Source organism: Streptomyces sp. TM32, from assembly GCF_004122755.1.
Lineage (GTDB): Bacteria > Actinomycetota > Actinomycetes > Streptomycetales > Streptomycetaceae > Streptomyces > Streptomyces sioyaensis.
Window position 1 is genome coordinate 1 of the sequence record NZ_SDIG01000115.1, and the last position, 21,289, is coordinate 21,289.

Annotated in this window: 17 protein-coding genes; 4 read left to right on the plus strand and 13 right to left on the minus strand. The window is 70.8% G+C overall.

The genetic code is table 11. The features are described from left to right. The 7 genes from EST92_RS22335 to EST92_RS22365 all read right to left on the minus strand — a co-directional run. The coding region (locus EST92_RS22335; RefSeq protein WP_174244096.1) for an ABC transporter ATP-binding protein at positions 1-608 on the minus strand (608 nt) is incomplete at its 3' end. A gap of 11 nt (positions 609-619) precedes the next feature. Next, entirely contained in the window at positions 620-1,612 is a 993-nt protein-coding gene (locus EST92_RS22340) for an ABC transporter permease (RefSeq protein ID WP_129282630.1), read from the minus strand. Then, complete coding sequence (locus EST92_RS22345; protein ID WP_129282631.1) at positions 1,605-2,528, minus strand: ABC transporter permease; 924 nt, start codon at positions 2,526-2,528, stop codon at positions 1,605-1,607. Before EST92_RS22345 ends, EST92_RS22340 begins: the two co-directional genes overlap by 8 nt. Positions 2,529-2,555: 27 nt before the next feature. Then, positions 2,556-4,172: an ABC transporter substrate-binding protein gene (locus tag EST92_RS22350; RefSeq protein WP_129282632.1), complete on the minus strand. Its 1,617-nt coding sequence runs from the start codon at positions 4,170-4,172 to the stop codon at positions 2,556-2,558. 132 nt (positions 4,173-4,304) lie between these two features. Further along, positions 4,305-4,652: an antibiotic biosynthesis monooxygenase family protein gene (locus tag EST92_RS22355; RefSeq protein WP_129282633.1), complete on the minus strand. Its 348-nt coding sequence runs from the start codon at positions 4,650-4,652 to the stop codon at positions 4,305-4,307. A 200-nt stretch (positions 4,653-4,852) separates the two neighbouring features. Then, positions 4,853-6,757: a translational GTPase TypA gene (gene typA, locus EST92_RS22360; RefSeq protein ID WP_129248188.1), complete on the minus strand. Its 1,905-nt coding sequence runs from the start codon at positions 6,755-6,757 to the stop codon at positions 4,853-4,855. Positions 6,758-6,944: 187 nt separating this feature from the next. After that, complete coding sequence (locus EST92_RS22365; RefSeq protein ID WP_129282634.1) at positions 6,945-9,383, minus strand: ABC transporter family substrate-binding protein; 2,439 nt, start codon at positions 9,381-9,383, stop codon at positions 6,945-6,947. 407 nt (positions 9,384-9,790) lie between these two features. On the opposite strand from EST92_RS22365, the gene EST92_RS22370 reads away from it, so the two are divergent. From EST92_RS22370 to EST92_RS22385, 4 genes are all read left to right on the plus strand, one after another. Then, complete coding sequence (locus EST92_RS22370) at positions 9,791-10,090, plus strand: hypothetical protein (RefSeq protein WP_129282635.1); 300 nt, start codon at positions 9,791-9,793, stop codon at positions 10,088-10,090. Positions 10,091-10,205: 115 nt separating this feature from the next. Continuing rightward, on the plus strand, positions 10,206-11,033 hold the full coding sequence (locus tag EST92_RS22375; protein WP_129282636.1) for a hypothetical protein: 828 nt from the start codon (positions 10,206-10,208) through the stop codon (positions 11,031-11,033). Positions 11,034-11,087: 54 nt separating this feature from the next. Then, positions 11,088-13,031 (plus strand): fumarate reductase/succinate dehydrogenase flavoprotein subunit, encoded by a 1,944-nt coding sequence (locus tag EST92_RS22380; RefSeq protein ID WP_129282637.1) that lies wholly within the window; start codon positions 11,088-11,090, stop codon positions 13,029-13,031. After that, positions 13,028-13,825 carry a succinate dehydrogenase/fumarate reductase iron-sulfur subunit gene (locus EST92_RS22385; RefSeq protein WP_129282638.1) on the plus strand — a complete coding sequence of 266 codons (798 nt, stop codon included), beginning with the start codon at positions 13,028-13,030 and terminating at the stop codon, positions 13,823-13,825. Before EST92_RS22380 ends, EST92_RS22385 begins: the two co-directional genes overlap by 4 nt. Positions 13,826-13,873: 48 nt before the next feature. Here EST92_RS22385 and EST92_RS22390 read toward each other — a convergent pair whose 3' ends face one another. The 6 genes from EST92_RS22390 to EST92_RS22415 all read right to left on the minus strand — a co-directional run bounded on the left by EST92_RS22390 (position 13,874) and on the right by EST92_RS22415 (position 21,121). Beyond that, positions 13,874-16,438, minus strand: a complete 2,565-nt coding sequence (locus EST92_RS22390) for a SpoIIE family protein phosphatase (RefSeq protein WP_129282639.1) — start codon at positions 16,436-16,438, stop codon at positions 13,874-13,876. Between the two features lie 279 nt (positions 16,439-16,717). Continuing rightward, on the minus strand, positions 16,718-17,179 hold the full coding sequence (locus EST92_RS22395) for an ATP-binding protein (protein ID WP_129248181.1): 462 nt from the start codon (positions 17,177-17,179) through the stop codon (positions 16,718-16,720). Between the two features lie 311 nt (positions 17,180-17,490). Then, positions 17,491-17,931 (minus strand): (deoxy)nucleoside triphosphate pyrophosphohydrolase, encoded by a 441-nt coding sequence (locus EST92_RS22400; RefSeq protein WP_174244097.1) that lies wholly within the window; start codon positions 17,929-17,931, stop codon positions 17,491-17,493. 51 nt (positions 17,932-17,982) lie between these two features. Further along, entirely contained in the window at positions 17,983-18,162 is a 180-nt protein-coding gene (locus EST92_RS22405; RefSeq protein WP_129248180.1) for an SPOR domain-containing protein, read from the minus strand. A gap of 247 nt (positions 18,163-18,409) precedes the next feature. After that, a complete protein-coding gene (locus EST92_RS22410; protein ID WP_254068959.1) occupies positions 18,410-20,158 on the minus strand; it encodes an APC family permease in 1,749 nt (582 codons plus the stop codon). A 210-nt stretch (positions 20,159-20,368) separates the two neighbouring features. Next, complete coding sequence (locus EST92_RS22415; RefSeq protein ID WP_129248179.1) at positions 20,369-21,121, minus strand: GntR family transcriptional regulator; 753 nt, start codon at positions 21,119-21,121, stop codon at positions 20,369-20,371. Positions 21,122-21,289 lie beyond the last annotated feature (168 nt).

The window sequence follows — 21,289 nt, forward strand, 5'->3', positions numbered from 1 at the left end:
GCGGTGGTCGGCTCGTCGGCGATCAAGAGCTGGGGGTTGCAGACCAGCGCCATGGCGATCATCGCGCGCTGGCGCATCCCCCCGGAGAACTGGTGCGGATAGTCGCCCACCCGCTCCCGGGCCGCCGGGATCCCGACGCGTTCCATCAGCTCCACGGCCCGGCCGCGCGCCTCCTTACGGGACATCCCCTCGTGGACCTGGAACATCTCCCCGAGCTGGGCCCCGACGCTGAGGACCGGGTTCAGCGCGGACAGCGCGTCCTGGAAGATCATCGCCATCTTCGCGCCGCGGACCCGGCGCCGCTCCTCCGGGCGCAGGGTCAGCAGATCGCGCCCCTGGAAGACGATCTCGCCGCCGGTGACGAATCCCGGCGGGGAGTCGAGGATGCCCATCACGGCCTGGGCGGTGACGGACTTGCCCGAGCCGGACTCCCCGAGCACCGCCAGCGTCTGCCCCCGCGCCACCCGGAAGCTGACGCCGTTCACGGCCTTCGCCACCCCGTCGCGGGTGCGGAACTCGACCCGCAGATCGCGGACGTCGAGCAGCGGCGGTGCGGCGACGGCCGCCGCGGCGCCCGCGGTCCCCGGGGCGGCTTCCTGGTTCGTCATCGTCCGGCTCCTCAGCGCAACTTGGGGTCGAGGGCGTCGCGCACCGCGTCGCCGAGCATGATGAACGCCAGCACCGTGATGCTCAGCGCGCCCGCCGGCCACAGCAGCATGTGCGGCGCGCTGCGGATGTACGGGGAGGCGGTGGAGATGTCGATGCCCCAGGAGATGGTGGGCGGCTTCAGCCCGGCGCCCAGGTAGGAGAGCGTCGCCTCCAGCGCGATGAACGTGCCGAGCGCGATGGTGGCGACGACGATGACCGGTGCGACGGCGTTCGGGGCGATGTGCCGCAGCAGCATCCGTCCGTTGCCGGCGCCCAGCGCCCGTGCAGCGTGCACGTAGTCGTTCTGCTTGGCGGTGACCACCGAGCCGCGGGCGATCCGGGAGATCTGCGGCCAGCCGAGCAGCACGATGAAGCCGACCACCGGCCAGACCGTGCTGCTGGTGATCATGGAGAGGAAGACCAGACCACCCAGGATCACCGGGATGCCGAAGAAGATGTCGGCGACCCGGGAGAGCAGGGTGTCCGACCAGCCGCCGAAGAAGCCGGCCAGCCCGCCCAGCAGGCTGCCGAGCAGCGCGGCGCCGGCCGTGGCGCAGACCCCGACGGTGATGGAGGCGCGGGCCCCGTAGACCACCCGGGTGTAGACGTCCCTGCCCTGGGTGTCGAAGCCGAAGGGGTGGCCGGGCTGCGAGCCCTGCTGCGCCTTGGCGAGGTCCGCGCGGTAGGGGTTGCCGGTGGCGATCAGCTGCGGCCAGATCGCGATCAGCACCAGGAAGACGATGACCAGCGCGGAGAGCACGAAGACGGGGTTGCGGCACAGGTCGTGCCAGGCGTCGCTCCACAGGCTGCGGGGCCTGCCGGCGGGCACCCCGCCGGGGGGACCGGCGCCCGGCGGGGCCGCACCGGGCCGCCGCTCCAGCGACTCCGCCTCGCCGATGGCCAGCGCGGCGGAGCCGCCGTCGCCGTGGCCGATGGCTTCCTTGGGGACAGTGGGCTCAGGCATAGCGGATCCTCGGGTCGAGGACGGCGTACAGCAGGTCGACGAGGAGATTCGCGAGGAGGAAGACCAGCACCAGGATCGTCACGAAGCCCACCACGGTCGGTGAGTTCTGCCGCAGGATGCCCTGGTAGAGCTGGTATCCGACGCCGTGGATGTTGAAGATGCGCTCGGTGACGATCGCGCCGCCCATCAGGGCGCCGATGTCGGTGCCGATGAAGGTGACGACCGGGATCAGCGAATTGCGCAGCAGATGGCGGGTGATGACCCGGTGCCGGGGCAGGCCCTTGGCGAGGGCCGTACGGACGTAGTCGGCGCGGACGTTCTCCGCGATCGAGGTCCGGGTCAGCCGGGTCACGTAGGCGAGCGAGACCAGCGCCAACACCAGCCCGGGAAGCAGGAGTTCGTTCAGCGGTACGTCCGGGGAGACCGACGGCGCGGCCCAGCCCCACTGCACCCCGAAGAGGAACTGGAGCAGATAGCCGCTGACGAAGGTCGGGATGGACACCACGACGAGGGTGAGGACCAGCACCGTGGTGTCGATGCCCCGGCCGCGCCGCAGCCCGCTGAACACCCCCAGCACGATGCCCACCGCCATCTCGATCACGATGGCGACCACCGTGAGCCGCAGGGTGACGGGGAAGGCGGAGCCCATCAGCTCGGTGACGGACTGGCCGTTGAACGCGGTGCCGAAGTTCCCCTGGAAGATCTGCCCCATGTAGTGCAGGTACTGCTTCCACAGCGGGGCGTCGAGGTAGAGCTCGCGGCGGATCTGTGCGGCGGTGGCGGGGTCGGGCGCGCGCTCGCCGAACATCGCGGCCACCGGGTCGCCCAGTGCGTAGACCATGAAGAAGATCAGGAAGGTGCTGCCGATGAACACCGGGATCATCTGGAGCAGCCGCCGGATCACATACCGTCCCATAGAGCGTCAACCTCCCTCACACCACGGTCAGTTGACCTTGATCTCGTTGTAGACCGGCACGCTGAACGGGTTCAGCGAGACATTGCTGATCCGTTCCGAATAGCCGCCGCTGCCGTTCTGGTACCAGAGCGGAATGGACGGCATCTGCGCGGCGAGGACCTTCTCCGCGTCCTGGAAGGTCGCGACCGCCCGGCCGGTGTCGGTCTGCGCGTTGGCCTTGTCCACCAGCGCGTCGAAGCCGTGGTTGCTGAACTTCCCGTCGTTCGCCGAGCCGCCTGTGTAGTAGAGCGGCTGGAGGAAGTTCTGGATCAGGGGGTAGTCCATCTGCCAGCCGGCCCGGAAGGGGCCGCCCATCCGCTTGGCCGCGATCTTGTTCCGGAAGTCGCCGAAGGTCCCGACCGGCGCGCCGGTGCAGGCGTTGTCGCTGCCCAGCGAGGTGTTGATGCTGTTGCAGAGGGCGTCGATCCAGTCCTTGTGGGAGCCGGTGTCGGCGTTGTACGTCACGGTCATCCGGCCGCCGGGCAGCCCGCCGCCCTCCTTGATCAGCTGGCGGGCCCGGCTCGGGTTGAACACACAGGCCTCGCCGCAGAGCCCCGCCTTGTAGCCGCCGTCCGCGCCCAGCACCGGCGAGGTCCAGTCGGTGGCGGGGGTCCGGGTCCGCTGGAAGATCTCCCGGGTGATCTGGTTCCGGTCGATCGCCATCGACAGCCCGCGCCGCACCTTGTCCTTTCCCGGCCCGCCCCACGCCTTGTCGTACATGGGGAAGGTGAGGGTCTGGATGATCCCGGCCGGCTGGTTGATGTACCGGTCTCCGAGGTCCGATTTCACGCTCTTGAGCTGGGCGGCCGGCACGTCGTCGACGAGATCGAGGTTGCCGGCCTGCAGATCGGTGTAGGCGGTGTTGTTGTCGGTGTAGACCCGCAGATCGATGCCGGCGTTCCGCGCCCGGTCCGACCCCGGGTACTTCCCCCATTTCCGCATCCGCAGCACGGACCCCTTCTCATAGGAGTCCACGCGGTACGGCCCGTTGCCGACGGGCTTGCGCAGCCATCCGGAATGGTCCGTGTAGAAGGAGTGGGGCAGCGGCATGAAGGCCGTGTACCCCAGGGTGTCCGGCCAGCTGGAGAACTTCTGGTTGAGCGTGACGGTGAAGGTCCGCGCGTCCTTCACCGCCAGCCCCGACAGCGTCTTGGCGGTGGGGGTTCCGCTCTCGGGGTGCACCTTCGCGAAGCCGTCGATGTACTGGAAGAACGGTGCGTTCTTCTGCTTGTTGGTCAGCAGCGCCCCGTAATTCCAGGCGTCCACGAAGGAATGGGCGGTGACCTTCTCGCCATTGCTGAAGCTCCAGCCGTCCTTCAGGGTGACGGTGAAATGCTGGGAATCCGTGGTCTCGATCCGGTCCGCGATCACATTCTCCGCGGCGCCCGTTTTCGGGTTGTACCGCTTGAGGCCGCGGAAGAGCATCTCCAGGACCTTGCCGCCCTGGACCTCATTGGTGTTCGCCGGCTCCAGCGGATTCTGCGGATCCCCCCAGGAGGCACTGACCACCCCGGCGCCCGCCGCGCCGCCGCCCCCGCACGCCGTGGCCGTCAGACCGGTGGCGGCGGCGCAAACGGCCCACTTCGCGAGGGTGGCTCCCCGCATGATGCCTCCTCAGGTCCGGACTGCTGCCCAGCCCACATGAGATCGCAAAGCGGGACGTATCGCACTTCGACGGCGACCGCCACTGCTCCGGAGACCCGAGAAAACCCCCGTATGCCCGATCGGCCCGGTGGATCAGCGAGCGGCCCGCGCGGTGTGGTGGACGGACTCCACCGCGTATATCCGCGGGTCGAAGGACTCCGCCAGCGCGGCGGCCTGCGTCATGTGCTCCTGCGCCGCCGGATCGGCCGGCATCGCCCGGAAGTGCGCCTCGCTCTCCCACTGGGCGTAGTTGACGACCCGTTCGCCGTCCGCACTGGCGTGGAGGTTCGCCGAGAGGAACCCCGGCCGGTCCCGCATCGTCTCCTCGGTGGCCCGGCTCAGCAGCGCCACCAGCTCCGCCTGCCGCTCGGGCAGCACGGTGAACACATTGATCAGCGTCGCGATCCCGCGACCCGTTTCGATCGTCGTCGTCTGCGTCATGCCCCCCAGTCTCCCGCCGCCCACTGACAACGCCGCCGGCGAGCGGGACGCGGCCCCCGGGGAAACGGAACGGGCACCGCCCCGTGACGCGAAACGACGCCCCCGGGACGCCCCCGGAACGCCGAAGGGACGCCCCTCACGCAGAGGGGCGCCCCTTCACCACGTTCCGCGGCGACGTTGTCAGTGGCCGGCGGCGGGTGTTACCGCTTGGCGCGGGAGGCGGTGCGGCCGCGCTCCTTCTGGTCCAGGACGACCTTGCGGATGCGCACGGCCTCCGGGGTCACCTCGACGCACTCGTCGTCGCGGCAGAACTCCAGGGACTGCTCCAGGGAGAGCTTGCGCGGCGGGACGATCGCCTCGAAGGAGTCGGCGGAGGAGGAGCGCATGTTGGTGAGCTTCTTCTCCTTGGTGATGTTGACGTCCATGTCGTCGGCGCGGGAGTTCTCACCGACGATCATGCCCTCGTACACCTCGGTGCCGGGGTCGGTGAAGAGCACGCCGCGCTCCTGGAGGTTCGTCATCGCGAAGGCGGTGACGGCACCGGCGCGGTCGGCGACCAGCGAGCCGTTGTTACGGGTCTTCAGCTCGCCGAACCACGGCTCGTGGCCCTCGTGGATGGAGTGCGCGATGCCGGTACCGCGGGTGTTGGTCAGGAACTCCGTACGGAAACCGATCAGACCGCGGGACGGGACGACGAACTCCATGCGGACCCAGCCGGAGCCGTGGTTGGACATGTTGTCCATCCGGCCCTTGCGGGTGCCCATGAGCTGGGTGACGGCGCCCATGTGCTCCTCGGGCACATCGATCGTGATGCGCTCGACGGGCTCGTAGGTCTTGCCGTCGACCTGCTTGGTGACGACCTGCGGCTTGCCGATGGTCAGCTCGAAGCCCTCCCGGCGCATGGTCTCCACGAGGATCGCCAGCGCCAGCTCGCCGCGGCCCTGGACCTCCCAGGCGTCGGGGCGCTCGGTGTCCAGCACGCGCAGCGAGACGTTACCGATCAGCTCGCGCTCCAGGCGGTCCTTGACCTGGCGGGCGGTGACCTTGCGGTCCTTGACCGCGTTCTTGGCGTCCGCGCCCTTGCCGGTGCCGCCACGGCCGACCAGCGGCGAGGTGTTGGTGCCGATGGTCATGGAGATCGCGGGCTCGTCGACCGTGATCAGCGGCAGCGCGACCGGGTTCTCCGGGTCGGCGAGGGTCTCGCCGATCATGATGTCGGGGATACCCGCGACCGCACAGATGTCGCCGGGGCCGGCCTTCTCGGCGGGCTTGCGGGTGAGCGCCTCGGTCATCATCAGCTCGGTGATACGGACGTTGGCGATGGAGCCGTCGCGCTTGATCCAGGCGACGTTCTGGCCCTTGCGCAGCTCGCCCTGCTCGACGCGGAGCAGTGCGATGCGGCCGAGGAAGTTGTCCGCGTCGAGGTTGGTGACGTGCGCCTGCAGCGGGGCGCTCTCGTCGTACTCGGGGGCCGGGACGTGCTCCAGCAGCGTGGTGAAGAACGGCTCCAGGTTGGTGGAGTCGTTCGGGACCGTGCCGTCCTCCGGCTTGGTCAGCGAGGCGACGCCGTCACGGGCGCAGGCGTAGACGATCGGGAACTCGATCTGGTCCTCGTCCGCGTCCAGGTCCAGGAACAGGTCGTAGGTCTCGTTGACGACCTCGTCGATCCGGGAGTCGGGGCGGTCGGTCTTGTTGATGCACAGGATGACCGGCATCCGGGCCGCGAGGGCCTTGCGGAGCACGAAGCGGGTCTGCGGCAGCGGACCCTCGGAGGCGTCGACCAGCAGGACGACCGCGTCGACCATCGACAGACCACGCTCGACCTCGCCACCGAAGTCGGCGTGGCCGGGGGTGTCGATGATGTTGATCGTGATCGGGTCCCCGCCGTCCTTGGGGTGATACTTCACCGCCGTGTTCTTGGCGAGGATCGTGATGCCCTTCTCACGCTCCAGGTCGTTGGAGTCCATCATCCGGTCGTCGAGCTTCTCCGCGGCGTGCTCGGCGAAGGCACCGGCCTGCTTGAGCATGCCGTCGACGAGAGTGGTCTTTCCGTGGTCGACGTGGGCGACGATGGCTACGTTACGAATGTCGTGACGGGTGGGCATACTGGCGGCGCTTCTCCCGGAATCGTGGATGGCGACGCGTCCATCCGGTACGCGCGCCCGCCGGGCATCTCAGCACGCCACGGCCTCACCCCATGGTACGTGGCTGCGGCGGCAGTAGCCGCCGCAGCCCGTCCATATGCCCTCTGACCTGCAATTTCCTTCCCTTTGAGGGGCGCTGGTGAGGCCCTTACTTCGTGTAGCCGATGTCCTGGAAGCGGGGCGTGGCGAAGCCGAAGGCGCCGACGTTGGCGAGCGTCTTCTTCGTGGCCACCAGCTCGGGCCGCTGGTAGAGCGGAATCGACCCGGCGGCGGCCCAGATCCGGGCGTCGGCCTGCTCGACCAGGGTGCGTGCGGCGCCCTCGTCCAGCTCGGAGGCGGCCTGGTCGAAGAGCTGGTCGATGTGGTCGGAGCCGACCCGGGTGTAGTTCTGCTCGACGGTCAGCGAGCCGTCGGGCGCGGGCTGCGGCTTGGCGTAGATCGGGCGGGCGTCGGTCGCCGGGTAGGCGGTGCCGGGCCAGGAGTACAGCGCCAGGTCGTAGTCGCCGGACGCGATGTGGTCCTGGAAGTAGCTGGCGTCCGAGACCCGCTGGACGGAGGTCTGTACGCCGATCTTGCCGAGCATCTCGGAGATCCGCCGCCCGACGGTGCGCAACTGCACCGAGCCGGCGCCGTCGGGGACCACGAAGCGCAGGGTCAGCGGCCTGCCGTTCTTCTTGACGACGGCGACGTGGTCCACCCGGTCGCCGGCCGGCCGCGGCGCGGCGGCGGCGGAACGCTCGGCGGCGACGTGCCGGGCGCCGGGGTGGCCACCGGGGCCCGGGTGACCGCCGGAGCCCGGCAGGTGCGGGGCCTGTCCGGTCTCGATCCGCTCGGCGGCGCCCAGCGCCCGTGCCGCGCGCTTCTTGTACCGCTTGTACTTGGCGTACGCCGCCGAGGAGGTGTCGCCGTGCGCCGCGTCCTTCTCGCCGGCGGCCGCCTGCTTGTAGAACGCGGCGCTCTGCCGCAGCAGGGCGGCCTGCTGGACCTCCGAGCCGACCGCGCCGGTGAAGGACAGCGGGGCCTCGGCGGCGGCCGGCCGGGCGCCCGCGCCGTGGCCGGACGCGCCGGCGTGGCCGCGGCCCGAGCGGGCCGGGTTGCGGTCGTCGGCGCCCTCGTCGTACCCGCCCCGGTCCCGGCCGCCGGACCCGTCCTCCGCGGAGTCGTCCCCGTACGGGCCGCCGTCGTACCGGTCGTCCGACGGGTCGTCCCCGTCGGTGTATCCGTAGGCGGCGCGCCCGGCGCCGGGCGCCGGTGCGCCCGCGTTCTGGCCGGCCTGCTGCCGGTCGCTGCCGTCGCTCTTCCAGCCGGCGTCCGCGAGCAGCGCCTGGGCCGCCCCGGTGTCCTGGCCGCCGAGGGCGTCGCTGTGGTCCTCGTAGCCGGCCTGCCCGGCCATCAGCAGATGGCTGCCGAGTGGCCGGGAGGGCAGGTCGAGCGGCTTGAGGACGGTGTCCGCGAGCGCCTGCCGGTCGAGGGCGCGGGCCACCGCCCGGCGCACCCGGTCGTCCGCCAGCGGCCCGCTGGCGCCGTTGAGGGCGAGCTGGGTGTAGGCGGGCTCCAGCGCCTTGTGGACGGTGTAGCCGCGCAGCACCGCGTTCTCCGCGGCGACGGCCTTGGCGTCGGCCTTGGCACCGTCACCCTGCGGGCCCGCGTTGCCGTCGCCGGGCTTCCTGGACGCGGCGGAGCCGGCCGGGCGCCGGGCGGAGGCGACCCGCTTCGCGGCGAGCTGGTCGACCGCGGCGACGTCGATGCTTCCGTCGGCCAGCGCCGCGGCCCGCTTGTCGCCGGGCAGCGACTCCAGCACGATCTGCTTGAGCTTGGCGCGGTCGCCCCACCACTTCGGGTTGCGGACGAGGACGACGCGCCCCTCCTCGGTGTCCCGCTTCTGGACGAGGAACGGGCCCGCACCCACCTTGAGTTGCTCGCGTGCGTCCTCGTTGAAGGCATCGGGGCTGCCCATCACGCTCCTGGGGTAGAGCGGGGTGAACAGGGACCGCCAGTCGGCATAGGGCCGGGCGAAGGTGACCTTCACCTCGTGGGCGCCCGCGCCCTGTTCGACCTTGCCGATCCGGTCGTAGCCGGCGTTGCGGGCGGTCCAGAACGCGTTGTTCTTGCCGCGCAGGGCGTTCCACTGGGCGATGAAGTCGGCGGCGGTGATCGCCGAGCCGTCGCTCCACCGCGCCTTGGGGTTGATCTTGTAAGTGACGACCTGCTTGGGGGCGCGGGCGCTGACGTCCGCGGCGTCGAGGTAGTCGGCGTTGCGCTGCGGCCGGCCGTTCGCGTCGAGGGTGAACATGCTGGGCAGCACCGCGCCGGTGATCCGCGCGGTGGTCGCGTCGGCGTCGGACTGGAAGGCGTTGAGGGTGCCGGGCATCCCATCGATGGCCCAGCGCAGGGTGCCGCCGTTCTTCAGCTCGTCGCGCGGCGCCGGGGCGATGTCCTGGGACGCCGAGACCGACGCCTCCCGTTCTTCGCTGCTGCATCCGCTCAGGGCCGGCAGCGGGAGCAGCGCCCCCGCCGCGATGAGCGCGGCACAGCGGCGTCTGCGGCACGCCGCGCGGCGGCCTGAGGGGTGGTCGTGATCGGTCATGACGGTTACCTCCGGGCTCGCCCGCGCCGCGCCGAGCACCGCCTGGGCCTGACCGGCGCACCACGTTCGGCCGAGTTTGCGGCTCATCACATCTATGGCCCCCCTACTGAAAGCGACCGCCCCCCGGCCCGGCCGCCCGACACGTCGACCACCGCCCGAAGGCCACCCGCCCGGCCCAACACCCGGGCCCCCGGCGGGTCCCGGGGCCGCCCGGTCGCAGGGCCCAGGAGCCCGCGGCGCGCCCGGTTTCGCATCGCCGTTCGAGGTGTGGCGGGACGCATGGTTGCCGAAACGCACCGGTTCGAGTCGTAATCACGCTCACCCCCTTCCCAACGCCTACTGTGACGCGCGACACTCTCGGGCGCATGAGATCGCCCACCACACCTTCAGAAGTGAGGGCACGTGACATGTCCCTTAAGGATGATCTGACGGCGGTTGAACGCAGCCTGGACGACCTCGCCCGCACGGTGGGGAAGCTGGAGGCGCAACTCGGCACCTGCCTGGACATCCGCCGGGTCCGCAGCGACACGGACCACCTGCGCGAGAGCCTCGGCCTGCTCAAGCAGAGCGCGGCGACCGACCGGCCGCCGCGTCCGGGTGCGGCCACCATCGAGATGGTGACGATCTCCGACGCCCCCTACGACTCCACGCTGTGGACCGACGCGGAGGACGAGGGCCTCGGCTCCAGAAACGGCCACGCGCCCTAGGGGGAAACCCCTGGTGGAGGCCCCCTAGGGGGTGGCTTCGCCCCACTCGACCCCTACCCCGTTGCCGCCCCGGTGGAAGCCCTTCCGGCCGGAGCGCCCTTCACGGAGACCGACGTTGGCCACTGGCACCGAACCCTCCTCGCACACCGGCACCACCGGCGTGCACACCGCCTCGCGCGCCGCCATCCCCGCCCGCCATCTGCGCACCGACCGCTGGTGGCTGGCCCCGGCCTGCACCGCCGCCGGGCTGCTCGCGTTCATCGTCTACTCGACCTGGCGGGCGTTCGCGAACGCCGACTACTACCACGCGCCCTACGTCTCGCCGTTCTACTCGCCGTGTCTGGCGGAGAACTGCCACACCATGCGCGGCGGCCCCAACTGGGAGATCTTCGGCAGCTGGTGGGGCCTGTCCCCCGCGCTGCTCATCCTGATCTTCCCGCTGGGCTTCCGGCTGACCTGCTACTACTACCGCAAGGCCTACTACCGCGGCTTCTGGGCCTCGCCGCCGGCCTGCGCGGTCGCCGAGCCGCACAAGAAGTACACCGGCGAGACCCGCTTCCCGCTGATCCTGCAGAACATCCACCGCTACTTCTTCTACTTCGCGGTGCTGGTCGCCGGCGTGCTGACCTACGACACGGCGCTGACCTTCCGCGACGAGCACTACGCCTGGGGGCACATGGGCCTGGGCACCCTGATCTTCCTCGTCAACATCGTGCTGATCTGGGCGTACACCGTCTCCTGCCACTCCTGCCGGCACATCGTCGGCGGCCGGCTGAAGCACTTCTCCAAGCACCCGGTGCGCTACCGGCTGTGGGGCTGGGTCGGCAAGCTCAACGAGCGGCACATGCTGCTGGCGTGGTCCTCTCTGGTCAGCGTGGCCGTCGCGGACTTCTACGTCTTCCTGCTGGCCAGCGGAGCCTTCCCCGACCCGCGCTTCTTCTGACACCCAACTCCTACGACTCCTACGACAGTTCTCTAAGGAAAGGTGTGCCTTCTGATGGCGCATGTGGACCGGCAGGCATGGGACGTGGTCGTGGTGGGCGCGGGTGGCGCCGGACTGCGCGCCGCCATCGAGGCCCGCGAGGCCGGTATGCGCACCGCCGTGATCTGCAAGTCCCTGTTCGGCAAGGCCCATACGGTGATGGCCGAAGGCGGTATCGCGGCCAGCATGGGAAATGCCAACGAGCACGACAACTGGCAGGTCCACTTCCGGGACACCATGCGCGGCGGCAAGTTCCTCAACCACTGGCGGATGGCCGAGCTGCACGCCCGTGAGGCCCCGGAGCGGGTGTGGGAGCTGGAAACCTGGGGCGCGCTCTTCGACCGCACCGCGGACGGCCGGATCTCCCAGCGGAATTTCGGCGGCCACGAGTACCCGCGCCTGGCGCATGTCGGCGACCGTACGGGCCTGGAGCTGATCCGCACCCTCCAGCAGAAGATCGTCGCGCTCCAGCAGGAGGACGAGCGGGAGTTGGGCGCGTACGACGCCCGCCTGAAGGTCTTCCAGGAGTGCACGGTCACCCGCGTGCTCAAGGACGGTGACCGGGTCTCCGGCGCGTTCTGTTACGAGCGGGAGTCCGGCCGCTTCTTCGTGCTGGAGGCCCCGGCGGTGGTGCTGGCCACCGGTGGCATCGGCAAGTCCTTCAAGGTGACCTCGAACTCCTGGGAGTACACCGGTGACGGCCACGCGCTGGCGCTGCTGGCCGGGGCGCCGCTGATCAACATGGAGTTCGTGCAGTTCCATCCCACCGGCATGGTCTGGCCGCCGTCCGTCAAGGGGATCCTCGTCACCGAGTCCGTCCGCGGCGACGGCGGGGTGCTGCGCAACAGCGACGGCAAGCGCTTCATGTTCGACTACATCCCGGACGTCTTCAAGGAGAAGTACGCGGAGACCGAGGAGGAGGGCGACGGCTGGTACGAGGATCCGGAACGCCATCGCCGCCCACCCGAACTCCTCCCCCGCGACGAGGTCGCCCGCGCCATCAACGCCGAGGTCAAGGCGGGCCGCGGCTCGCCGCACGGCGGCGTCTATCTGGATGTCTCGACCCGGATGCCGGCCGAGGTGATCACCCGCCGGCTGCCCTCGATGCACCACCAGTTCAAAGAGCTGGCCGACGTGGACATCACCGCCGAGCCGATGGAGGTCGGCCCGACCTGCCACTACGTGATGGGCGGGGTGGAGGTCGACCCGGACACCGCGGCGGCGACCGGCGTCCCGGGGCTGTTCGCGGCCGGTGAGGTGGCCGGCGGCATGCACGGCTCCAACCGCCTCGGCGGCAACTCGCTGTCCGACCTGCTGGTCTTCGGCCGCCGGGCGGGACTGTACGCGGCCGAGTACGCGGCGTCGCTGGACCGGCGGCCGGCGGTCGACCCGGTGCAGATCGACGCGGCGGAGGCGGAGGCCCTGCGCCCCTTCAGCGCCGAGGACGCCGGGCAGGACGCCGGCCAGGAGACGGGCCCGGCGGAGAACCCGTACACCCTGCACCAGGAACTCCAGCAGGCGATGAACGACCTGGTCGGCATCATCCGCAAGGAGAGCGAGATGTTCGAGGCGCTCAAGCGGCTGGCCGAGCTGCGGGTGCGGGCCCGGCGGGCCGGCGTCGAGGGGCACCGGCAGTACAACCCCGGCTGGCACCTCTCCCTCGATCTGCGGAACATGCTGCTGGTCAGCGAGTGTGTGGCGCGGGCGGCACTGGAGCGCGAGGAGAGCCGCGGCGGGCACACCCGCGACGACCATCCGGCGATGGACCGCGGCTGGCGCAACATCAATCTGGTCTGCGAGGTCGCCCATCCCCAGGGCGAGGCCCGGACGGCCGACCCGGCGCTGGGCCAGATCCGGCTCTCCCGCCGCGAGACCCCGCCGATCCGCCGCGATCTGCTGGAACTGTTCGAGAAGGACGAGCTGGCGAAGTATCTGACGGACGAGGAGCTGAGCCGGTGAGCGTGTCGCAGGAAGAGCAGCGGTCCGGCGTCTACCAGGCGCACTTCCGGGTGTGGCGGGGCGATGAGCACGCCGGTGACCTGGCGGACTACACGGTCGAGGTGCACGAGGGCGAGGTGGTGCTCGACATCGTCCACCGCCTCCAGGCGACCCAGGCCCCCGACCTCGCCGTGCGCTGGAACTGCAAGGCGGGCAAGTGCGGTTCGTGCAGCGCGGAGATCAACGGGCGGCCGCGACTGATGTGCATGACCCGGATGTCGGTGTTCGACCGTACGGAGACGATCACGATCACGCCGATGCGGGCCTTCCCGGTCGTCCGCGATCTGGTCACCGACGTGTCGTTCAACTACACCAAGGCCCGGGAGATCCCGGCGTTCGTCCCGCCCGCGGAGCTGGCCCCCGGCGAGTACCGCATGCAGCAGGAGGACGTGGGGCGGTCCCAGGAGTTCCGGAAGTGCATCGAGTGCTTCCTGTGCCAGGACACCTGCCACGTGGTGCGCGACCACGAGGAGAACAAGGCCGCCTTCGCCGGTCCGCGTTTCCTGATGCGGATCGCCGAGCTCGACATGCATCCGCTGGACGCGGCGCCGGACTCCGGTATCGACCGCAAGGCCACCGCACAGGACGAGCACGGGCTGGGCTACTGCAACATCACCAAGTGCTGCACCGAGGTCTGCCCCGAGCACATCAAGATCACCGACAATGCGCTGATCCCGCTCAAGGAGCGCGCCGCGGACCGCAAGTACGACCCGCTGGTGTGGCTCGGCAACAAGATCCGGCGCCGCGGCGAATGACCGGGCCGGGCGGGGCCCCGGGCGCCGCCCCCGGTCCCGCCCGCCTGCTCAGAACAGGCTCAGCAGCGCTTCCGACGGGTCCATCGCCGGCGACTCCCCGTCCGGCAGGGCGAGTTCGAACCACACGGTCTTGCCGCGCGGGGTACGGCGGCTGCCCCAGCCCTCGCTGAGCAGCCCGACCAGTTGCAGCCCGCGGCCGCCTTCGTCGGTGTCCCGGGCGCGGCGCCGGCGGGGCTGGGCGAGATCGGCGTCCCAGACCTCGCAGACCAGCGTGCGGTCCAGCAGCAGCCGCAGCCGGATCTCGCCGTGGCCGTGCCGCAGCGCGTTGGTCACCAGCTCGCTGACCAGCAGCTCGGTGGTGTCGACCAGCCCCTGCAGGCCCCAGTCCGTGAGCTGGTCGCGGGTCAGCTCCCGGGCGCGGGCCACCGAACGGGCCTCCGGCGCCAGGCTCCAGTCGCCCACCGCGTCCTTGGGCAGCCCCTGCACCCGTGCCATCAGCAGGGCGATGTCGTCCTCGCCGTGCGAGGTGTTCATGGCGCTCAGCACGTGGTCGCAGGCGTCCTCCAGCGGCCGGTCGGCGGCCGAGAGTGCCCGGCGGAACGCCTGCAGCCCCTCGTCCAGCGGATGGTGGCGGGACTCCACCAGGCCGTCGGTGTAGAGCGCCAGCAGCGCACCGTCCGGCAGCTCGACCTCGATCTCCTCGAACGGCTCGCCACCGACGCCGAGCGGCATCCCCGGCGGCACGTCGAGCAGCAGCGCGTCCTCGCCGTCCTCGACCAGCACCGGCGGCAGATGTCCGGCGTTGGCGAACGTACAGCGCCGGGAGATCGGGTCGTAGACGGCGTAGACGCAGGTGGCGAGGTAGACCTCGGAGAGATCGGCGGTACGGGCCGAGCGCCCCTGCTCGGCGCCCTCCGGGGAACCGGACCGGCCGCGGGCGCTCCGCCCGGTGGGCCGGTCGTCGCCGCTGCCGCCGAGCCCGCGGGCGATCTCGTCCAGCGCGGAGAGCACCTCGGCGGGCTCCAGGTCCAGCAGCGCCAGGGTCCGTACGGCGGTGCGCAGTTCCCCCATGGCGACCGCGGCGCGCAGTCCGCGGCCCATCACGTCGCCGACCACCAACGCGGTCCGGTGGCCCGGGAGTTCGATGACGTCGAACCAGTCGCCGCCGACCTCGGTGGCGGTGGTGCCGGGCAGATAGCGGCAGGCGATGTCCAGACCGGCGGCCTCGGGGTCGCCGGGCGGCAGCAGGCTGCGCTGCAGGATCAGCGCGCGCTCGTGCTCGCGGCGGTAGAGGCGGGCGTTGTCGATACAGACAGCGGCACGCGCGGCCAGCTCCACGGCCAGCGCCGTGTCGCGCTCGCCGAACGGCTCGCTGCCCTTGGTACGGGAGAACTGCACCAGTCCGACGACGGTGTCCCGGGCGACCATCGGGACGGCGAGGGTGGACTGCACCACGGCGCCGAATTCCGGCCCCCCGTCATCGCTCTCCCGGCCGGGGATGATCTGCGCATGGCCGGTCCGCAGGGCGCTCGCGCAGGGGGAGTTGAAGGGGTAGCGGTGGACGGCGCCGACCGCGACCGGGCCCGGTGCGTCGCCGGGGACGGCGGGGGCGGTGGCGAGCCGGACGTCCGAGACGGCGCTGGCGAAGGCGACCCGGCGCAGTTCCGCGCTGCCGTCGCTCATCCCGGGCGGGGCCTCGTCGCCGACGAGCAGCCCCTGGTAGAGGTCCACCGAGGCCAGATCGCAGAACTGCGGTACGGCGACGTCCAGGAGGGTGCGGGCGGTGGTCTCCAGATCCAGGGAGTTGCCTATCCGGGCGCCGGCCTCGTTGAGCAGGGCGAGGTTGCGGCGGGCGTTGGCGGCCTCGCGCTCGGCCCGGCGCCGGCCGGTGACATCGGCGGCCAGCGCCGCGACGCCGATCGGCCGGCCGCTGGCGCCGTGCAGCCGGTAGAGCGAGACCGACCAGCGGCGCCGGTCGCCCTCGGCCGACCCCAGGCCGACCAGTTGCATCTCGGCGACCGGCTCGCCGGTGTCCAGCACGCGGCGGAGCGCGGCGGTCATCCGCTCGGCCTCGTTGCGCGGCAGGAAGTCGTGCGGCCCGCAGCCGCGGTACTTGCTCGCCGGGCCGCCGAAGACCGTGGCGAACCGTTCGTTGACCCGCAGCAGCTTCAGGTCCGTGCCGAACAGGGTGAATCCCATGGGAGATTGACCGAAAACGGCCTGCGAAGCGGCGAGATCGGTCTCGATGCCGCGCAGCGCCCGGACGTCGACGACGAGACAGACCGCGGCGCGCTCACCCTCCTCGTTGCGCGAGGGCATCACATAGATCTCGGCGAGCCCGTCGGTCGCGCCGCCCTCTTCCCTGCGGTAGGGCACCAGGCCGGTCCACTCCCGGCCGTCGAGTATCTCGGACACCTTGCGGCGGCCGGTGTCGCGCAACTCACCGGGCACGAACGCCTCGACGGGGTCCTTGCCGAGGGCGTAGCGGGCGGGGATGCCGAGCATCTGCGCGGCCCGCTCGCTCCACTGCTCGATCCGGCCGTCGGGGCCGAGCGAGAAGGAGGCCACGCGGATGTAGTCATAGATCGATCCGGGCCGGCTGCTCTGCCACACGGGCGGGCCCACCAGCTCGCCCGCCCGTGGGCGGCCACCTGGGTCCCCGGGGCAGTCCGCACCACCCTGACCATCGCCCTGTGCGGGTTCTGCCCCGCCAGATGACATCTCGCTCACGAGCCCCGTCCCCTCCAGCTCATCGTGCCCGGACCGGACCAGCCTGAGTATCCAGCACCTCGGCAATCCGGAACACGGTCTTCACGATCACAGCACAGTCTCGATCGCAGGCCATCGACAGAATGTCGATGAAATGGCAACGATCAGGACTTCATCTGTCTCCTAACCAGCCACAGACAGCTCGAACCACACAGTCTTGCCACTCTTTCCACGCCGGGTCCCCCAGCGCCGCGAACTGCACGCGACCAGCTGCAGTCCGCGTCCCCCCTCGTCGTCGGGCGCGGCGTCCCGCTCCCGCGGCGGATCGGGCAGCGGATCGGAGACCTCGACGAGCAGCCCGCCGGTACTCAGCAGCACCATGCGGACCCCGATCGGCCCGCTCGCGTGGCGCAGAGAGTTGGTGACGAGCTCGCTCACGAGTAGTACGGCCACGTCGGCGGCGCCGTTCAAACCCCAGTCGTCCAGCATCCGGCGGACCACGGTGCGGGCGGTGCGCACGGCACCGGGGTCGGCGGGGAAACTCCATTCGGCAGAGGGGGAACCGGTGGCCTTGGGGCGCCTGCGGGCGTTGCCGGAGACCGGCTCCGGGACTCCTGCCGCTGCGCTGTCGCTCACGCCGATCACATCCCAGCCCGATGACTCCCCCCTCGCATGGCACGTATTGAAGGGGTCATTCAGGACATACCCGGTATCCAACGCGAAGTACCGCATGCGGCGGTGCACTGTGGCACAAATGAAACATATCGGCGCGCGGTACGGCCGGACGGCCAGGCGGGGCGACGACGTACGCGGGAGCGGCCGGGTGCGAGGGCGCGAGGGGTGCGCGAGGGGTGCGCGAGGGGTGCGCGCGGCGGGTCCTGGCGGGCCCGGACCGGGGCGGGCGGAGCCGGCGGCGTGGCCCGGAGACGGGCCGCCGGCGGGCTGCGAGGGGGCCGCTACGGCCGTACCGGTGAAGCGCCGGCCGCGGGCGGCACCCCGTTCTTCGCCGCCAGCCTGCGCATCACCTCGGCGACCGCCGGGCGGTCCTGGTCCAGCCAGTCGACCTGGCCCTCCTCACCGGGCCGCAGCCAGCGCAGCTCGTCATGGTCCTCCAGGGGCTGCGGCACGCCGGACACCAGCCGGGCCGTCCACACCTGCAGGACGTATCCCGGCCGCAGCACCCATTCGCCCGGGATCCGGTCCAGGGCCGCCGCCTCGACCCCCAGCTCCTCGCGCAGCTCGCGCTCCAGCGCCCGCTCGGGGGTCTCGTCGTCCTCCACCTTGCCGCCGGGCAGCTCCCAGCGGCCGGCCAGCGCGGGCGGTGCGCTGCGCCGTGCGGCCAGCAGCCGCCCGCGCTCGCACACCGCTGCGCCCACCACTACGCGCACGGTCGTCATGCGCGGCAGCCTACGTCCCCCGCCCTCGTCCCGCTTGCCGCTCGCGGCCCCTCAGGTCGTCGCCCGATCGGCCTTCTCGACCACGTAAAGCTGCTGGTGACCGCGGGTTCCGAGCCGGTCGGCCACCCGCTCCGCCTCCGCTCGGGTGGCATATCGGCCCACGCGATAGCGGTTGCCGCCTTCGTCCTGGCGGATGACGAGCCAGGGGAGCACGGCTCCACCCTCGGTCATTGCGCCCCTCCATCCGCCGCGTGACGCGTCCCTACGCGCCGCTGGTCCGCTGATGCCGAAATCGCAATCCGCATATGCCCGAGCCTACGCCCGACCTTCACTCACCGGATATGGATTTACACAAAGAGATACCGAACCGGCCACCCGCGGGCCTCCGGTGCACCGGAGACGGCCCGCGAGTGGCCGGTGGGGGCCCGATGCGCTCGGGCGGGCGGAAGTGCGACGGCGCGGACGGCGCCGGGCGGGCTCAGGCCCCGACGGACGCCTTGGCGCCTTCGGTCTCGGCGGCCTCCGCCGCCACGGCCTCCTCCTCGGCACGGAGCTCGGCCTCGACCGAGACCAGCGACGGGTTACGCCAGGAGCTGCGCACGCCCCAGTAGTAGAAGGCGAGACCGATCAGGGCGACCAGGAGGATGTCCCAGCCCTCCGGCAGATAGCCCTTGCCGCCGAAGTCCTTGCCGCCCATGTACGACACCGCGGCCATGACCAGCAGATACGCCACCATCCAGGCACCGGCCTTGAGGTGCGGGCGCAGCTCGGCCCACGGCTTGCGACCCTGGGTCAGCGGCTTGCCGATCTCGTACCAGGCCCAGACCGGCAGTCCGACGGCCATGATCAGGATGACCTTGCCGGTCAGCGGCCAGCGGCCCCAGTACAGCACCAGCGAGCCGAAGATCATGGCGATCGGCGCGACCAGCGGCATGGCCCGCAGCTTGACCGGACGCTTGAGGTCCGGCGAGATGCGGCGCAGCGACATCACCGCGACCGGCCCGGTGATGTACGAGATGACCGTGGCGACCGAGACGATCTCGGCGAGCGAGCCCCAGCCGCGGAAGACCGCGAGGAACAGGAAGGCGATCACGAGGTTGAGCAGCAGCGCCGGGCGCGGCACACCGGTCTTCTTGTCCACCTTGCCGAAGACGCCGGGCAGATGACCGTTCTCCTGCACACCGTGGATCATGCGCGAGGTGGTGGCCGCGTAGATCATGCCGGTACCGGACGGCGAGACGAAGGCGTCCGCGTACAGCAGCAGCGCCAGCCAGTTCAGGCCCCAGGCCACCGCGAGGTCGGCGAGCGGCGAGTTGAAGCCGAGCGACGCCCAGCCACCGCCGGCGGTCAGCTTGTCCCCGGGCACCGCCATCAGGAACGCGACCTGCAGCGCGACATAGATGACCAGCGCGATCAGGATCGACCAGACGACGGCCTTCGGCAGCGACTTGCCGGGGTTACGGGCCTCACCGGCGAGGTTCAGCGGGGACTGGAAGCCGTTGTAGGCCCAGACGATGCCGGAGACGGCGACCGCGGTGAAGACCGAGCTCCAGCCGTTGGGCGTGAAGCCGCCGTGGTGGACGATGTTGCCGGTGTCGAAGTGCGCCAGCATCAGCGCGGTCGCGGTCAGCGCCGGGACGACGACCTTGAAGACCGTGATCGCGGTGTTGGTCTTCGCGAACAGCGAGATCGCGAACCAGTTGAGGAAGAAGTAGAAGATCAGCAGGATGCTGGCCAGCCCGACTCCGGTGCCGGTCAGCTCCGTGCCGTCGTAGAGCGCATGCGTCCAGGCGAAGTCCCAGGAACTCATGTACTGGACCGAGGCGGTGGCCTCTCCCGGGATGACCGAGACGATCGCGATCCAGTTCGCCCAGGCCGCGAGGTAGCCGGCGAGCGAGCCGTGGGAGTACTGGCCGTAGCGGACCATGCCGCCGGCCTTCGGGAACATCGCGCCCAGCTCGCTGTAGGTGAGCGCGATGGTGAGCGCCACGAGCGCGCCGATGATCCAGGCGACGATCGCGGCCGGTCCGGCGATGGCGGCGGCCCGCTCGGCTCCGAAGAGCCAGCCGGAGCCGATGATGGACCCGAGACCAGTGGCGGTCAGGGCAATGGTCCCGAGGGACCGACGGTAATTCGAGTGCGAGCCCTGCTCCGCGCTCGGTGTCTTCGTCGTGCTCACGTGCTTGGTCTCCTGGTCTTCCCCCGTGCCGTGCACAAACTTCGCCATCGTAAGAGCGAATCGAGACACCGGGTTCCCACAGCTGCCCAAAACAGCCGCTCAGTTGAGGGTCTGTGAGTTATCCAACACAAGGTTTCGGCCAAATTTTCCCCACCAATTGGTGCAAAACGGACGAGCGGCCGAGAACCAGAACCGGGCACAGGACGTCTCGCGCACGCGCACACGGGCGCACCGGGCCGATCACGAGGGCTGCTGCGGCTACTTCACCGGCAGGTGGTAGGTGACCCGGTGCCGGTCGGCGAGGGTCACGACATCGGCCGTCTCGACCGGCCGGCCACCCGCGAAGTACGTCCGCGAGACGACCAGCACCGCATGTCCCGGCACCCCGCCGAGCGTCATGGCCTCCTCCGCCAGCGCGGGCCGGGCCCCGACCTCCTCGACGACGTTGTCCACCACCACGTCGATGGCCGCCATCCGCTCGACCACTCCGCGCCCCGCCAGCGGCCCCTCCTCCGGCAGCATCACCGGCGTCCGCCCGGTCACCTCCAGGGGCTCCCAGGAGGTCGAGAGCATCGCCGGCTCCCCCTCGGCCCGGAACACATAGCGCGTCCGCATCACCTTGGCGCCCTGCGCGATCCGCAGCCGGGCCGCGACCGCCGGGCCGGCCGCCTCCTGCTCGCTGCTGGACTCCCAGGTGCCCCGCACCCGTTCGTCCGTCTGCTCCTGCCGGAACGGCGTGCAGCCGCCCGAGGAGTGGAAGCCGACGCGGGCGATGCGGCGCGGCACGGGCTGCTCCCGCACATAGGTGCCCGACCCCGAGCGGCCCTCGACCAGCCCCTCCGCCATCAGGACCTTCCGGGCCTCCAGCGCGACGGTGTCCGAGACGCCGTACTCCTCGCGGATGCGCGCCTGGGAAGGGAGGCGGGTGTGCGGCGGCAGTAGGCCGTCGACGATTTTCTGGCGCAGGTCGCCGGCGACGCGGAGGTACGCGGGCTGCTCACCGAAAGGCACATGCCCCTCCCAACAGCTTGACAGTCAGCAACAGCGTGGCAACCGCGCGTTGCCGACCGCAAGCTTGGGCCAGATATTCGCCTGATGTGATGAATCCCAGCTCAGCCCGTGTAAAAGCTGAGATCGGGGGCCACCGGCCCCGGCACCCCCACCCCGCGCAGGCCCTTG

Coding starts and splice junctions, on each gene's coding strand:
- EST92_RS22340 (WP_129282630.1), bottom strand. CDS start 1,612: ATGCCTGAGCCCACTGTCCCCAAGGAAGCCATCGGCCACGGCGACGGC.
- EST92_RS22345 (WP_129282631.1), bottom strand. CDS start 2,528: ATGGGACGGTATGTGATCCGGCGGCTGCTCCAGATGATCCCGGTGTTC.
- EST92_RS22350 (WP_129282632.1), bottom strand. CDS start 4,172: ATGCGGGGAGCCACCCTCGCGAAGTGGGCCGTTTGCGCCGCCGCCACC.
- EST92_RS22355 (WP_129282633.1), bottom strand. CDS start 4,652: ATGACGCAGACGACGACGATCGAAACGGGTCGCGGGATCGCGACGCTG.
- typA (WP_129248188.1), bottom strand. CDS start 6,757: ATGCCCACCCGTCACGACATTCGTAACGTAGCCATCGTCGCCCACGTC.
- EST92_RS22365 (WP_129282634.1), bottom strand. CDS start 9,383: ATGACCGATCACGACCACCCCTCAGGCCGCCGCGCGGCGTGCCGCAGA.
- EST92_RS22370 (WP_129282635.1), top strand. CDS start 9,791: ATGTCCCTTAAGGATGATCTGACGGCGGTTGAACGCAGCCTGGACGAC.
- EST92_RS22380 (WP_129282637.1), top strand. CDS start 11,088: ATGGCGCATGTGGACCGGCAGGCATGGGACGTGGTCGTGGTGGGCGCG.
- EST92_RS22400 (WP_174244097.1), bottom strand. CDS start 17,931: ATGACGACCGTGCGCGTAGTGGTGGGCGCAGCGGTGTGCGAGCGCGGG.
- EST92_RS22405 (WP_129248180.1), bottom strand. CDS start 18,162: ATGACCGAGGGTGGAGCCGTGCTCCCCTGGCTCGTCATCCGCCAGGAC.
- EST92_RS22410 (WP_254068959.1), bottom strand. CDS start 20,158: ATGGCGAAGTTTGTGCACGGCACGGGGGAAGACCAGGAGACCAAGCAC.